Here is a 14,473-nt window from a genome sequence, read left to right as displayed (position 1 = left end):
AAGAAGAGCACGGGCACCGGCCAAGCCGTCAAGCCCGGGCCTTTTTCAAAGTCCTCCCAAGACGCACCTTGGCGCGGATGACCCCGGTCATCCGCGCTTTCTTTTTGTCCGGGGCGTTATGCCTCGGCTCACCTGCAGGAATTGCCCTCAGGTGAACCGCGGCTTTCCGGAGAAATCGAGGCCGGGGAAGACGGTGTCCGTCAGCGCGGAAGCCTTGAGACCGAACTGACTGGCGAGCAGTGCAGCCGCCACGGCGCGCACGTCCCCGGTGGGGTTGAGATCCCGGTCATCCAGCAGATCGCCATCCCCAAGCCCCGGCCAGCGGCCATAAACCTTGCCGCCGCGGATGGCTCCGCCCGCAATGACGCAGCAGCCACCGGTGCCGTGATCCGTCCCGTCATTGGCATTCTGACGCACGGTGCGGCCGAATTCGGTCATCGCCACCACCGCCGTTTTCGCCCAGATCTTCGGCCCCATCTCACCGCGCAGGGACAGGATGGCGGTGGAGAGATCCTTCACCGCGCTGGCAAACTCCTTTTCCTGCTGCACATGCGTGTCCCAGCCGGTGATGGAAAAGCTGGCGATGCGGTATTCGTCCTTCAGCAATGCGCCCGCCATGCGCGCTACATGGGCAACGCTGCCGTTGCGCTTTTCATTGGCGTAGAGGGCATCGGTGAAACTGTCGATGCCAACCGCCTGCTTCAGGGCCTCTGAAAAGGCCCGGTCGCCTTTGTAAAGCTCTGCCAGAAAGCTCAGCTCATCCTGTCCCAGTGCAATATCCGAACGCGGTGACCAGACATCCGCCGGATTGGCGCCGGAAAGAATGACCTCTTGCGCGGTGCTGACGCTGATCGCCTTCAGAGGCTGGCCGGTGAGGGACAGGGTACGGTTGAGCCATCCCCCTGTTTTCGCAGCTCCCTCCGTTCCTCCCGCCTCCAGAATGTCCTGTCCGTCGAAGTGGCTGCGGATGTTGCGGTAAGGTGTTGAAACCGCATGCACGAAGGCCAGTTCCCCCGCCTTCCACAGGGGCAGAAGAGGGCTCGCTGCCGGATGCAGGCCGAAAAAATCATCCAGCGGAATGAGCCTGGGGGCGGACGCCTCTACCAGCTTGGGCCGGAGACCGGCAAAAGCCTTGTCGCCCACCGGCTGCACCAGATCCAGTCCATCCATGGCGCCGCGCAGGATGATGGCCGCGAACCGGTTGTCCCCCGGCATGGCGGCGAGCGCCAGCGGCGTGAAGAGAGGCGCTGCCGCAGCACAACAGGCCGAAGCCAGAAATCCGCGCCGGGTCATGCCAGAAAGCGTATCGGTCAGCTTACCAGCCATCGGATCATCTCCTGTTGAATTCGGGGGACACCAGCGCGAGCATCAGTCCCGCCTCGCGGCTGGGCGCGCGGGAGACGAGGCGCACCGTGTCGTCCCGCGCCAGATCGGCCAGCACGTCACGGGCAAAGTTGCGCGGGTCCGGCTTGCCGGGAATGCGCCGGACCAGCTGCCGCGCCCATTCGATGCGCGCCGAAAGCTGCGCCGGATTGAACCAATAGGCATTGGTGTCCTTGAAGCCGGCCGCATCACTCGGGCGCCAGACCGGTTCGCCCAGCCCCGCAATCATCTGCGCAGCCTGCCGGGCAAGCGAGCGCTTGGCCTTGGGGCGGGCCTTCCTGTCGTCGCCCTCCATGCCCTTGCCCTCCATGCCCTTGCGGTTCTCATCATCATCAGCTTCCGCCATCGCCAGCCGCTGCGGCTTTCCGTCCGGCAGGTCAAAGCCCCCGCGCGGCTGATCATCATCGTTGAACAGATCCTCGGGCTGCGTCAGGCCTGCGGCCCGCAAGGTGGAGACGACATAATCAAAGGGCTTCTTGAACTTCTGCCCCGGCTCTTCCCAGGCAGCCTTGCTTTGCAGCATGGCCCGGTAGACGGCCGTCAGGTCCCCGTCCTTCGCCTTCCAGGCCTTCATCATGGCGGCGATGGTACCCTGATCCGGGGTCTCGCTGATGAAATGCGTAAAAAGCTGCGTGCTGACATGGCGCATGGTGCGCTCATCCGAAGCCAGATCCTCCAGCACGGCTTCAGAAATGTCGAAGACGCCTTCCCCGCGTTCGTAAGTCTTGCCGAGAACCTTGAACCTGCCCGGCTCCGCCCTGTTGCGGTCAAAACCGGCCTGAACCTCTTCGCGGTTGAACACGAGGCCGGTCAGCAGCAGCGCCAGCTGGCGTACATCCGCCTGGCTGTAACCGGAGTTGACGCCGAGCGTGTGCAACTCCATCACCTCGCGGCCGAAGTTCTCGTTCACGCCGCCGCCCCGCTTCTGCGCCTGCCGCGAGTTCGGCCCCATGGATTGCGCCTGATCCAGAAACACCAGCATCGCCGGGTGCAGCGACACCGCCTTCAGCAGGTCCGCAAAACGCCCGGACAGATTGGGACGGATCGCCTCTGCCTCATAGAGCGGCACGATCAGCCGCATCTCCGTCGACTTGCTGGCGCTGACGGTAAAATGATTGAGCCAGAAGCTGGCCAGCCGCTCCTGAAAGCCGAAGGGAGAGCCTGCGGCCTGGGCGATCCGGCCCGAAACATCGGCGTCGAGCCGCGCAGACGCGTCCCGGTTCAGCGCCTTTTCCCGCTCTCCCAGTGCCTCGCCGTCTTTCATGCGCTGCGTCAGATCCTGGCGCACCAACCGGTACTCCCGGATGCGCCTTTTGCGCGTCTCAACCCCTTCCCGGGGAAACAGAAGCTTTGCGTTCCCAGCCTTGCGCAACTGTTCCAGCAGCGCGTCCGGATCGCCCTCCGGTGCCTCGCCCGGTGTCAGGCCAAATCCGAAGCGCACCCCGGCAACCACCGCCCGTGAAACCGTCATGCCCGCTCCTTATTCATGCCTCCGGCCCGCCGCCGCGCAGCCGCAACAGGCGCAAATGAGACGCCGCCAATGCGGTGAAACCAAGAACCGGTTAAGCCTCTGCACGCACGATCCTTTTGCCGGACCGGTAGGACAGAAACGGCGAAATTGGGGCAGCTGAAGATTCCGTGGAAGCGTTTTTCCGCCGCCTGAAATATGAGTTTCAGAGTCTTGTTTACTTCAGCACGCACAGTTATAAGGCGCCAGCTTCAACAGCTTGGCCGGAACACCCCCATGAAATCTCTTCTGATCGCCTCGAGCGTCATCGCTTCCCTTGCCGCCGCGGTAACGGCAGCCTCCGCCGCACAGACCCAGTATCCGCTGACCATCGAGAACTGCGGCGTGCCGGTCACCTTCACCAAGGCGCCGGAGCGGGCCGTTGGCCTTGGCCAGAACAGCGCGGAAATCCTGCTGCTGCTCGGCCTTGAGGACAAGATGGTTGGCACCGCCTTCTGGCCGAACAAGGTTCTGCCTCAGCTGGAGGAAGCCAATGCCAAGGTGAAGGTGCTGACGGTCGAGTTTCCGACTTTCGAATCCATTCTGGCGGAAAACCCGGATTTTGTGACCGCCGCCCTGCCGAGCCTGATCGGCGCCTCGAGCAAGGTTGCAAAGCGCGAAGACTTTGAAAAGCTGGAAATTCCGGTCTACCTCTCGCCCAGCACCTGCGTCGCGGAAGGTGCAGCCAAGGACAAGTTCGGCTATGGCGACCGCTCCACACTCTGGCAGATGGACACGCTCTTTAAGGAGATCGACGAACTCGCCCAGATCTTTGACGTGCAGGAGAAGGGTCAGGCCCTGATCGCCGACCTGAAGAAGCGCGAAGCCGATCTGCGCGCCGGTTCCCCCAAGGATGGCAAGAAGCTGTCCTACGTGTTCTGGTTCTCCAGCCCGTCACCGTCCGCAGATGCCTATCTGGGCGGAAAGTTCAGCGCATCCGGCTTCATCGCCGATGTCCTGGGCGGCACCAATGCCATTCAGTCGGAAGCCGAGTCTCCCGCTCTCGGCTGGGAGAGCATCATCGCCTCCAACCCGGATGTGATCGTCGTCGCCCGGGTTGACCGTAACCGCTGGGAACTGGACAAGGCCGAGGCCAAGATTGAGTTCCTGACCACCGACCCGGCGACCAGCCAGATGCCCGCCGTGAAGAACAAGGCGATGGTCATCATGGACGGACAGGCCATGAACCCGACCGTGCGCACGATCTTCGGCGCCGAACAGGTGGCTGAGCAGCTCAAGGCGCTCGGCCTGCGGTGAGCATCGTGATTGAAACAAGCCGGTCTGGCTATGCACTGCGGCAGTCCCTGGTAACCCTGGGCCTGCTGCTTGCCAGCCTTGCAGCCATTACTCTGGTGGTCGGCATCAGCGTCGGGATCGGTGACATGCCGATCCCGCTTTCCACCACATACACTGCAATAACGAACAAGCTCGGCTGGACTGCAGTCGAGCTGAACCGCATCCATGAGTCCGTCATCTGGGACTACCGTCTCAGCCGGGCTCTTGTTGCGGCCTTCTGCGGGGCAGGTCTTGCCATCTCCGGCGCGATCATGCAGTCGCTGCTGCGCAATCCGCTGGCCGAGCCCTATGTGCTCGGCATTTCGGCCGGTGCATCGACCGGCGCTGTCTGCGTTGTCATCCTTGGGATCGGCGCTGGCACGGTTTCCCTGTCTGCGGGCGCTTTTGCCGGTGCCTTTGCCGCCTTTCTCTTCGTCGCCCTGCTGTCCAACGGCACCAGAGGCGGTGCCGACCGCACCATTCTGGCCGGTGTAGCCGCCTCCCAGCTCTTCAATGCCGCAACGTCCTATGTGGTCACGACGGCGGGCAACGCCCAGCAGGCGCGTGACGTGATGTTCTGGCTGCTGGGCAGCTTCGGCGGCGTGCGCTGGCCGGAATTCACGCTCGTTTCCATCGTCGTCGGCCTCGGCCTCATCGCCTGCCTCGCCTATTCGCGCATTCTCGATGCCTTTGCCTTTGGTGATGAATCGGCCGCAGCGCTCGGCGTCAACGTCAGCCGCGCCCGCCTCAGCCTGTTCTGCCTGACCGCGCTTCTCACCGCCACCATCGTCAGCATGGTGGGCTCCATCGGCTTCGTCGGGCTTGTCATTCCCCATGCAGCCCGCTTCCTCGTAGGGCCGCTGCATATCCGGCTGTTGCCGGCCTGCGCCATTGGCGGGGCCATCTTCATGGTGCTGGCGGACATTGCCTCGCGCATTCTCATTCCGCAGCAGGTTCTGCCGATCGGCGTCGTGACGGCCCTTGTCGGCGTGCCGGTCTTCTCCATCATCCTCTACCGTTTCCAGCGTGCATCATGAGCATCAGGTCTGAAAACATCGCCTGGAAGATTGGCGCCAAAACCGTTCTGGAGGATATTTCCTTCGAGGCAAGGCCCGGCGAAATGCTGGGCCTGCTGGGGCCGAATGGCTCCGGCAAGACCTCGCTGCTGCGCCTGCTGGCCGGGCTCAAGCAGCCGCATTCCGGCCGCGTGCTGCTGGAAGACCGGGACATTCAAAAGATTTCCCGCAAGACGGTGGCCCAGCGTGTGGCTTTCGTCGAACAGCACGCCACCACCAATGCCAATCTCAAGGTCGAGGATGTGGTCAAGCTCGGCCGCTTCCCGCACCGCTCCATGTTCTCCGGCTGGACAAAAGCCGATGAACACGCGGTGGAAGAGGCGCTGGAGCGCTCCGGCATGGCCGCCAAGCGGCACGAGCGCTGGCAGCATCTTTCGGGCGGCGAAAAGCAGCGCGCCCACATCGCCCGCGCCCTGGCCCAGAGCCCGCGCGAGCTGATCCTTGATGAGCCGACCAACCATCTGGACATCCAGCACCAGATCAGCCTGCTGAAGCTCATTGCAGGCCTGCCCGTCACCAGCATCATCGCACTGCATGACCTCAACCACGCCGCCATGTTCTGCGACCGCATCATCGTGCTGGAACAGGGCCGCATCGTCGCCAATGGCACGCCCGCAGAGATCCTGACCGAAGACCTGCTCCGCTGCGTCTTCTGCGTCAGAGCCCACGTCTGCCCCTCCGACCACCACAAAGGCCCGCATATCCAGTTTCTGAAGTGAGGCGAAGCGGGAGGAATGAGCGGGCTGTCGGGTGAATACTATCTCTATCCAGACAGACCTTTCTGATTATTACAGCACTGCACAAACGCAAAGCGAAAGGCGAATGCTACTTCCGACATAAAACTACTCATAATAAAATTTATCCACCAATATTGGCCCAACAACCTTAACGGCAATAAATTCGAATGAGCTGATATTTTCAGTTTTTACGTAAAAAAATGAAATAACATCGGAAAAATCAATTGATTTTAGAATGCTTACGTCAAATCTAAACGGCAGAAGCTTTTCAATAAAATCACCATCAAAAACATAGTCTGCATACTCCAATCTGTCATAGACCTCGAAATTACCCGGCTCGACATAACCACATCCAGAAAATTGCTCAAATTTCGACAAACCATCTGGGTGCTCAGGGTCAATATCGAAAAGCTTTCTCATTTCAGCTCCTGTCAAAGACCGGGAGTATCCAAGAAAAATCGTATGCATCTCGTCACCTACCAATTATGTCTGGAAGATTAGGAATATTCCATCGATGGCTAAGGGAAATGAGACCAGATCTAAGTTCGCCGACATTATTGCTACTATCGATCAACTGACTTAGCTCATGATGAAATGCTCCTGAACCATGGCCTCCATGTCCGCCCGGCAAACCTGTTTGAGGGTTTATCCAAGTCAGGTTTTGCGTACTGGTTCTGAATGACCCGATATCACGCGCAGAAAAGCCCCAGTTGTGGAACTTGCCTGCCCGCGACACCATAGCCCACTCATGGAATCCACTTTCCTTTGCCAGCTTGAGGCGCTTGAGCATGTTGATGGAACCGGAGGGAAGGAAGATGGAGACGACAGCCGTGCCGCCCTTCAGTTGGTTCTGAAGGCGCGGGTCAAGCTCGTTCCAGCGCTTTGAAATCCTCTGACCGGTGGCTTCGCCAGTATAGACGGCCGGGCAAGGTCAAGACGGCCAGACCCAAACAGGCTTCAATCTAACCAGAAATCCAAGCCGCCTGAACCCGATTCAAAACGCGGCACTGTCAGAGGAGTACCGTCTTTGTACAATAAACAGGAACAAGAGCCTGCCGGTAAGCCCCGGCCTGATCCGATCCAATTCAGCCCCTAGACTCATGGCACCGGCATTGAGCTCCTCACTTTTCAAGGCCAGCCTCGACTGCCGACTGGTCCACTTTACCTGCCCCGCCGAACGTTAAAGCCCGGCGCAATCACTCACCCGCCAGCCAGACGTTATGCGCCCAGGACGCCAGATCGGGCCAAACCTCATCAGAAGCACCATCATGCCCCCAGAAACGAACAGAACCTTCCGGCGTGATGCAGTAATAGTCCCCGTTGTCTTCGCAGACCGGCAGCCAATCTTCGGGCACACCCACGCTTCTGGCATCGTGCACGCCCGCAATGAGGTCACCATAGCCACCCGGCATGCCTGCACTCAGCGTAAAGGGTGACATGAAGCCAACAAAGGCATTGCTGACAGTCTTCAGGAACACCTTGTAGTCATCCGGAAACTTTCGGCCCAAGGCCTCTTCATACGCCTCGATAAGCGCATCATCGGGCAGAGGACGTTTTCGTCCAGAGGGATCGTCAGCCTGATTGATCAAGTCAATCACTTCTTGCAACGTCACAAGCCCCTCCAGAACCTACAGACCAGCCTCTGTCTGGCCCAGACAGTGCTCCAACGCCCTGCTTCGCATCGCAAGCGAGGGATTGCCTGAGCAGATCCCGATGTGTTCAGATTCATCGGGATACAGGCCCCTCCAGTCGCCGCATGAGCGGGCGCGTGGCGAAACCCCGCGTCATATGTAGTCGCGCTCTACCCGGTAGTCCTTCTCGATCATCTCGATCAGAAGCGGAGCGCTTGGAAGCGACGGCCCTCTGGGGAACTTCTTCTCCTCGTCCGTCAAGGGGCGATGGACCTTCCATTGCGCCTCACCCGACCAGAAGAACCACATCGTTTCGTCGCCTTGCAGATTGTTTGTCGCCCGAAAGGTTGGAAATGCGGCGAGATGATCCGGAACGGGCACGTTGGCAACGATGGGGAACAATCCCTGCCGAACCGCATCCTGAATGAGGAATGTTGTCACGAACTGCGGTTCCTTGCTCACAACCGCCGAAAAGTCCTCCGGCGGCACAGAAAAGAACTCACGGAACACTGCGATCACAAATTTCCATTTCGGATGCTTGTGAGTCACCAGACCATAACAAACCCCTTCCGATGTAAGGATCTGAAATACATCTCCAACCTTGACTGTTTTCCGGTTTAACATCGATCAATTTGTCCATTTATAATTTACACTATCAAGAATCTGTTTCCCCCTCACCAGAGATTGCTCATAGGCGGTTGGATTTCTTGTCGCAGATATGGAGTTTATTTTGTTCAGAAGTGTACCTCCATCTTTCCCCAAGCCGTAGTAATTGATCAGCGTTTGCTCAACTGCTCTCGCATCCGCACGTGACAAGTTATCCAGACCAGCAATTTGTTCAATACGGATGCCTTTCGTGCGCAGGTGCTCTGCGCCTCTACGGGCAATATCATCGGTAATTCCAACATAACGTGTAGTACCATCTATGACACAGGTGTAAACGCAAGTCTGGCCGCCAATCGTTACGGTCCCACCCGCCGCATCCGTTGCCCGGTCGATCGTGCGCAGCGTGTCGGCGTCGGCGTTCTTGCGGACCCAGCGGATCAGGTCGGCGCCGGCCTTGGAGCCGGGCACGATGGAGCCGATGGTCAGCTCGATACCCGCATCGATGGCTGCCTGCTTGGCCATTTCCTCGGCCTGGCTGCAGGCTGCCATGTCTCCGCCGTTGCAGGCATAGACGGCAACAGAAATGTCGACGGCGTCCTTCGCCAGAAGCACCTTGTCCGTGACTTCCAGCGCAAGCACGATCACCGCGATGACGGGGATCCAGAAGGCGTTGTTTTCGGCCGCATTGCCGCCAGCGTCAGCGCCCGTATCCACGTCTCCGCCGGCAAGCGCTGCGGCAAGCCCGCCCGCCAGCCGGGCAACGTTCACACCGTTTGCCCGCCACTCCAGCACCATGTGCTCGGCCTCGGCCTCGCTCAGTGTGCCCCTGGCAAAGGCCTCGCGCAGATCGTCCTCGATCATGGCCGAGATGGCATCTGCCGTCAGTTCACCGGCAACAGCGCCTGCCGCCCCGCCCTTGCAGTCGCCTGTGGCAACCGATCCGGTCAGGCACCCCACAGCCGCATGGGCGATAAGCTGCGGCAGCCGCTGCATGCCGCCTTCGTGCACGGCAGCGCCAATCTCCTCGGCAAGGGTTTCGCCCAGAACAAGGGCTGCCTGCTGCCGCAAGGCCGAGATAAGGGCATCGCCCAGCGGCTGGCCATTGATCGTAGCTTCCACACCGGCCGTCACCGAGGCGCGGATCAGGCCGCGCTGCAGGTCCTGCACGATACGGTCCGCCAGCGGCGCCTGCGGATCAAGGTTCGCTCCAATCCCCGACACATCCATCAGATGCGCGGTGAGGCCTGCGGTGACCATGGAGGTGACGAGGCTGCGCAGGGTGGCCGAGGAACCAAGCTCCTCAAGCGCGTCGCCGAGGTTGCCGCGGTTGTTGACGAGGGCGACGGCGGTCTTGTTGATGAGGGCCTGAACACCGGCCTGAAGCGCGGCTTCCAGCGCCACGTTGCCCGCAACGCCGAGGCTGGTGGCCAGGGAGGAGGAGAGCGAGGCGGTGAGGCCGCCGCTGCCTGCGGTGAGCGCGGTGGCAACCAGCGTCACCAGCGCCGCGCCTGCCTCCGTCAGCCCCTGTTCCTTGTAGTCCCACTGTTCGAAGCGGGTCTCGACCGCCTGCCAGTCCACCTTGCCGGCCAGCGCCGGATCGTTGCGAAGCTCACCCACCCAGGCAAGCCCGGGCTGCGCGGCGAGCTGTTCGATGGAAGCTTCGAAGCTGCCGGTCTTGTGGTACTCGACGATGATGCCGTTGCCCGCGTCGATCTTCACGCCGCCGCCGGCCTCAATCTCCACATGGGCGATGGTCTCGCTCAGCTGGCCCTGATCGCGCGAGTTCCACCAAAGCAGGTCTTCTTCACGCTTGCTGTCGTGCCGGTAGCTCTGGTCCGTCGTGGTCAGCAGCGCCACCTGGCCGTTTTCGGCCTCGATGCGGGTTTCCCCGCCGCTCTGCAGCCGGGCCGCCCCCAGCGCAATGTTGCCATCACGGCTGATGACGGCGATGTCCTCGCCGGCCGTGATGGTGGTGCGCCGGGTTTCGGTGCCTGCGGCCTGGCGGCGGATGTTGGTTTCCGTGCCCAGAAGGCCGCTGGTCTTGATGTCCAGCTTCAGGTCGCGGGAGAACTGGTCCTGCACGGAGATGATGGCAAGGTTGCCGCCCGCATCCAGCGTCACCGTGCGGCGGGCTTCCAGCTCTGCGCCTGCAAGGGTCAGGTTTCCGCCTGCATCCACCAGCATGGCGCCGCCTGCGCTCAGCTCCGCCAGGGTGTGGGTCAGGCTGCTGGCCCGGTCATAGCCGCCCTTGATGGTGTCGTCGCGGCTGCGTTCCAGCTGCAGGGCGGAGATTTCCACCGCATCACCGGCGGTGAGGACGAGATCCTCCCCGGCGGCGAAACGCCCGCCTTCGGACAGGATGGAGCCCGAGGCGTTGATCAGCAGATCGTTGCGCGCCTCGATGCGGCCCACCTGCTGGATGCGGTCGGCATAGCCGTTGAAATAGCTGTCGCGCTGCTTCAGCGTGTCATTGGCCACCATATCCGCGTTGATGACCACCGTGCCGCCGGAAACGGTGCCCGAGCGGTTGGCGAAGAGGCTGCCGGCATCGATGATGATGTCCGCCCCGGCAAAAAGGCTGCCGCCTTCGTTGACGGTGCTGAAATCAGTGTCGATGCGCAGGTCACCCGCCGTGGCGATGAGGCCCGAGTTGGCCACCCCGCCCGCAACCAGCGTGGTATCCCCGCCCGCACGGATCTGAGCCGAGGCCACCTGCGTGCTGCTGCGCACGGCTGCCAGATACAGCCGGGGCACGAGCACTTCCTGCCCGTTGACGAGGCGCTTCTCCAGCCAGACGATATCGCGCGTCAGCGCGGCGGCCTGCTCCTTCGTCAGGGCAAGGCCCGGTGTCAGCTGCAGATCCCCCTGCACGGCAAGGGCATTGTCATAGAGCTGGCGCATCAGCTCGACCGGGTCGAGCCCCAGCCCCAGATCCAGCGTGCCGGTCTGGTTGAAGATCTGTTCGCGGATCAGGCGGAACTCGGCATAGGCATCGCCAAAACGCCGCTCGATGGCCGCGGGGTCATAGTTGCCAACGCGGGAGAGGAAATAGTCGGAGCTCAGATATTTGCTGAGGTCGACAAACTCGGAACGCGTTTCGATGAGGAACGGCGCGTCCGGGTTCTGGGCCTGCTCGAAGGTGGCCTCGCGGCCGATCAGGCCGTCGATGCTGATGTCGAGCGAACCGGCCTCGGCAAAGTCCCGCGCTACGGTGCCGGCATCGACAAGCGCCGGGTCCAGCGCCCGCTCGCCCGAGGCAAGGCCGATCTGGCCCGCGCCTTCACGCACGGCGTTGTTGGTCAGGAAGCCGGTGACATCCGCATCCAGATCCCCGCCCACAACGATGGTGCCGAAGACCTGATCATAGGTGGAAGACGCAGTGTCCGTGTCCGTCGTCGTCCAGTAACGCGTCTTGCGGCTGAGACAAACGCCGAGAACACGCCGGGCGCAGTAGCGCTCGGAATGCTGGGTGACGGCTTCCGTCACCACGGTCTCGATGAGGTCACGCCCCTCGTTCACCACGGTTGCGGCCGCCAGCGTCATGTCCCCGCCCGAGGCGATCTGGCTGTAGCTGTTGGTCAGCGTGCCTGCTCTCACGGTCAGCGTGCCGCCCGCAAGGATCTGGCCGGCCGGGCCATTGGCCGTGGCCTTCTCGCGGGTCGTCTCCACCGTCGTGGTGGTGTTGCCGGAAGTGCTGGAGGTGCTCGTCGTCTCCGTGGTCACCACCAGCCCGTCGCGGCTGTTGGTGATGGTGCCGGCCGCCAGCGCCATGTTGCCGGAGACGGCCTCGATGGTGCCGGAGCGGTTGCCGATGGCAGCCGCACGCGTGCCGCTGCGCCCGGCAATGGTCAGGTTGCGCTCGGCCAGAATGTCGGCGTTGACATTCGTCAGCGTGCCGTCGAGCAGGATGGCCAGATCCGTGCCGCCATAGAGGAGGCCGGTGTTGTCGAGATTGCCCGAAAGCGCGAGGTCCAGCGCCCCGCCGGAGGAGCCAAGTGCCCCTTCGTTGACGAGCGATGCCGCCTTGAAGCTGACGCCCGCGCCGCCATTCATCGAAGCGCCGGAGGCAACTGTTACCGCCCCTGCCAGTTCACTGCTGATGCCCTCAAGCGTGAGAAGCCCGGCAGAGACCAGACGCCCGCCGAAGAGCGTTGCGCCATCGGTGGCGAGCGTCACCGGCCCCTGCGCCAGGGTTTCGGTGCCAAGTTCCAGCGCGCCTGCGCTCGTCACGTCGAGTGCACCGGCATAGGCCACAAGACTGCCCCGGCTGAGGAAGCTGCCGGCATCCACCGTCACCGTACCGCCGTTGATCGTGCCGGTGGAGCTGAGCGTGCTGCCCGAGGCATCCAGCTTCAGAGCGCCGGTTGCGGCGATGGTGCCGCTGCTCGACAGGGGGCCGCCTGCGGTGATGAGGGCATCCGACCGGCTGGAGAGCGTGCCTGCATTTTCCAGCGCGCCGAGGCTCGTCACCTCAAGGCCATTTCCAGCCGCCGTGGACTGCCCGCCGATGATGCCGTCATTGCGGATGCTGGCCGCCGAGACCGTCACCTTGCCATCAGCCGCGACGACAGCGCCGCTGCCGGTGATCAGTGCGCCGGTTGAGACGAGGCTCAGGGTGGAGGCGGAAACCGTGCGGCCGTTGACGGCCATGTTGCCTGCCGATGTCAGACTGACACCGCCGTTGGCCGAAACTTCGCCGTCCTGGCTCAGCGCACCCTCGGTACTCGCCAGCGTGGCGCTGCCCAGGGCAGCCAGGCTGGCGGTGGAGGTGAGGCTTGCCGCCTGCGCCAGCAGAGTGCCGCCGGAGGTATAACGGCCGTTTTCCAGCGCCAGCGCCGCATCGGAGCGCAGGGTGAGGTCCCCGGCAGCGGTCACATTTGCATTGAGGGCGGCGATGCGCTCCGCCGACAGGATCATGTCCCCGCGCGAGCGCAGGGCCGTCACCCCATCATCCGAGGCGCGGTTGATCAGAAGCTCATTGGCGGTGACAGACAGACGCCCTGCCCCGGCGAGCTGACCGGCACGCACATCCACCCGCTGCGCCTCGACGCTGAGCGTGCCGGAGGTGCCCTGCGTGCCATCGGCTGCGGTGCCGGAGGCGGCCAGCGCGCCCTCACCCAGAGAAACAGCCTCGCCTTTCAGCGACACATCGCCGGAGGCAGCCACCAGCGCGCCATCGCGCAGCGCAACGCCCTTCATCCCTTCAAGCGCAATGGCTTCATCGGAGAAGAGCGTGCTCGTCACCTCCACCACATTGCGGGTGGAGCGGGCGGAAATCGTCTGCGTGGCCCGTGCCTTGCCGAGGGTCAGCTTGCCATCGGCGGACAGCGACATGGCCCCGGCATTGGCCGCCATCTGGCCCGACATGCGCACGCCCGCGCCCTGATCGGTGGAGATGACCTTGATCTTGCCCGCATACATGCCGCCCAGCAGGGAGGAGTCGATGGCGATGCCCGGCTCTTCGCCATCGCTGCCGAGCGGCGTCACCAGACCGGAGGCATAGTCATAGGCATTGCGGCCTGCGATGAGGTTCAGCTCGCCACCCGCCAGCACCGGACCATTGACGGAGATGCGGCGTGACACGATGTCGAACACCGAAACGCCGCCGAGATTGGCACCTTTTTCGCCAATCAGCACGTCACCGCGCTCGACGCGGAAGCCCGTCAGCCGGCCATCGGCGCCGATTTCCGGCAGGCCTGTGGTCAGCGTGGTGCGGGGCGTATTCAGGAAGCCGCAGCCGTTGCAGGTGACGCCATTGGGGTTGGCGATGATCACATCGGCCTGCGCGCCGTGAACCTCCACCATGCCTTCCAGCAGGGAGCGGTTTGTGCCGGTAACCTCGTTGAGGATGACGCTGGCCGGACCGGAGGTGGCAAGGTTCGGGTTGCCAGGCACAACGCCGCCCAGCTGCGACAGGCCCACATCCTGATTGTTGTTGTTGAGGATCAGGCCCGGCGTGCCGACATTGAAGCTGTCGTATTTGTTGTGCGACAGGCCGGCATCATTGGGGGTGACGATGTTGACCATCGGCACCCCGTTGGGGGCAACGCCTGCCTCCTGCGCCCGCAGCGCGATGGGCTGGATGACGATCAGCGCACTCAGCGTGCTGGCCAGCAGCCTGCGGCCGAGACCCGGCAGGACTGAAACGGTCTTCATGCCCAGACCTGTAACAGTCCGGCGGAAACGGTTTGCGCGTTGGGCCATCTTGGTCATCCGTTCAAATGTTCAGCCTTGGCCCTTGCTGGGCCATGGGAGATC

Annotated in this window: 9 protein-coding genes; 3 read left to right on the top strand and 6 right to left on the bottom strand. The window is 62.5% G+C overall.

Annotation, left to right across the window (positions count from 1 at the left end):
* Positions 1 to 147 precede the first annotated feature (147 nt).
* Positions 148 to 1,326, bottom strand: coding sequence for a DUF1501 domain-containing protein (locus AC0CMF_RS10415; protein WP_374629564.1), 1,179 nt, complete (start codon positions 1,324 to 1,326; stop codon positions 148 to 150).
* Between the two features lie 4 nt (positions 1,327 to 1,330).
* Positions 1,331 to 2,854 (bottom strand): DUF1800 domain-containing protein, encoded by a 1,524-nt coding sequence (locus AC0CMF_RS10410; RefSeq protein ID WP_374629562.1) that lies wholly within the window; start codon positions 2,852 to 2,854, stop codon positions 1,331 to 1,333.
* A 273-nt stretch (positions 2,855 to 3,127) separates the two neighbouring features.
* Here AC0CMF_RS10410 and AC0CMF_RS10405 point away from each other — a divergent pair, with 273 nt between their 5' ends.
* From AC0CMF_RS10405 to AC0CMF_RS10395, 3 genes are read left to right on the top strand one after another with little or no spacing between them, the layout of a single operon-like run.
* Positions 3,128 to 4,147, top strand: coding sequence for an ABC transporter substrate-binding protein (locus AC0CMF_RS10405; protein ID WP_058899152.1), 1,020 nt, complete (start codon positions 3,128 to 3,130; stop codon positions 4,145 to 4,147).
* 35 nt (positions 4,148 to 4,182) lie between these two features.
* Complete coding sequence (locus tag AC0CMF_RS10400; RefSeq protein WP_374629620.1) at positions 4,183 to 5,202, top strand: FecCD family ABC transporter permease; 1,020 nt, start codon at positions 4,183 to 4,185, stop codon at positions 5,200 to 5,202.
* Positions 5,199 to 5,960 (top strand): ABC transporter ATP-binding protein, encoded by a 762-nt coding sequence (locus AC0CMF_RS10395; RefSeq protein ID WP_374629560.1) that lies wholly within the window; start codon positions 5,199 to 5,201, stop codon positions 5,958 to 5,960. The genes AC0CMF_RS10400 and AC0CMF_RS10395 overlap by 4 nt, the downstream gene beginning before the upstream one ends.
* 123 nt (positions 5,961 to 6,083) lie before the next feature.
* Here AC0CMF_RS10395 and AC0CMF_RS10390 read toward each other — a convergent pair whose 3' ends face one another.
* From AC0CMF_RS10390 to AC0CMF_RS10375, 4 genes are all read right to left on the bottom strand, one after another.
* A complete protein-coding gene (locus AC0CMF_RS10390; RefSeq protein ID WP_374629559.1) occupies positions 6,084 to 6,398 on the bottom strand; it encodes a hypothetical protein in 315 nt (104 codons plus the stop codon).
* Positions 6,399 to 7,174: 776 nt separating this feature from the next.
* A complete protein-coding gene (locus AC0CMF_RS10385) occupies positions 7,175 to 7,591 on the bottom strand; it encodes an SMI1/KNR4 family protein (protein WP_374629558.1) in 417 nt (138 codons plus the stop codon).
* 171 nt (positions 7,592 to 7,762) lie between these two features.
* Positions 7,763 to 8,233 (bottom strand): hypothetical protein, encoded by a 471-nt coding sequence (locus AC0CMF_RS10380; RefSeq protein ID WP_374629557.1) that lies wholly within the window; start codon positions 8,231 to 8,233, stop codon positions 7,763 to 7,765.
* A 3-nt stretch (positions 8,234 to 8,236) separates the two neighbouring features.
* On the bottom strand, positions 8,237 to 14,419 hold the full coding sequence (locus AC0CMF_RS10375) for a two-partner secretion domain-containing protein (protein WP_374629555.1): 6,183 nt from the start codon (positions 14,417 to 14,419) through the stop codon (positions 8,237 to 8,239).
* Positions 14,420 to 14,473: the final 54 nt, after the last annotated feature.

It is taken from the genome of Pannonibacter sp. CBAS1226, from assembly GCF_055685825.1.
Note: the sequence above shows the minus strand (reverse complement) of the source record. Positions and strands in the feature narration are given on the sequence as shown.

Bases quoted from the DNA above. Each gene is read 5' to 3' on its own strand.
- AC0CMF_RS10415 (WP_374629564.1), bottom strand. From the start codon at position 1,326: ATGGCTGGTAAGCTGACCGATACGCTTTCTGGCATGACCCGGCGCGGA.
- AC0CMF_RS10410 (WP_374629562.1), bottom strand. From the start codon at position 2,854: ATGACGGTTTCACGGGCGGTGGTTGCCGGGGTGCGCTTCGGATTTGGC.
- AC0CMF_RS10405 (WP_058899152.1), top strand. From the start codon at position 3,128: ATGAAATCTCTTCTGATCGCCTCGAGCGTCATCGCTTCCCTTGCCGCC.
- AC0CMF_RS10395 (WP_374629560.1), top strand. From the start codon at position 5,199: ATGAGCATCAGGTCTGAAAACATCGCCTGGAAGATTGGCGCCAAAACC.
- AC0CMF_RS10390 (WP_374629559.1), bottom strand. From the start codon at position 6,398: ATGAGAAAGCTTTTCGATATTGACCCTGAGCACCCAGATGGTTTGTCG.
- AC0CMF_RS10380 (WP_374629557.1), bottom strand. From the start codon at position 8,233: ATGTTAAACCGGAAAACAGTCAAGGTTGGAGATGTATTTCAGATCCTT.
- AC0CMF_RS10375 (WP_374629555.1), bottom strand. From the start codon at position 14,419: ATGGCCCAACGCGCAAACCGTTTCCGCCGGACTGTTACAGGTCTGGGC.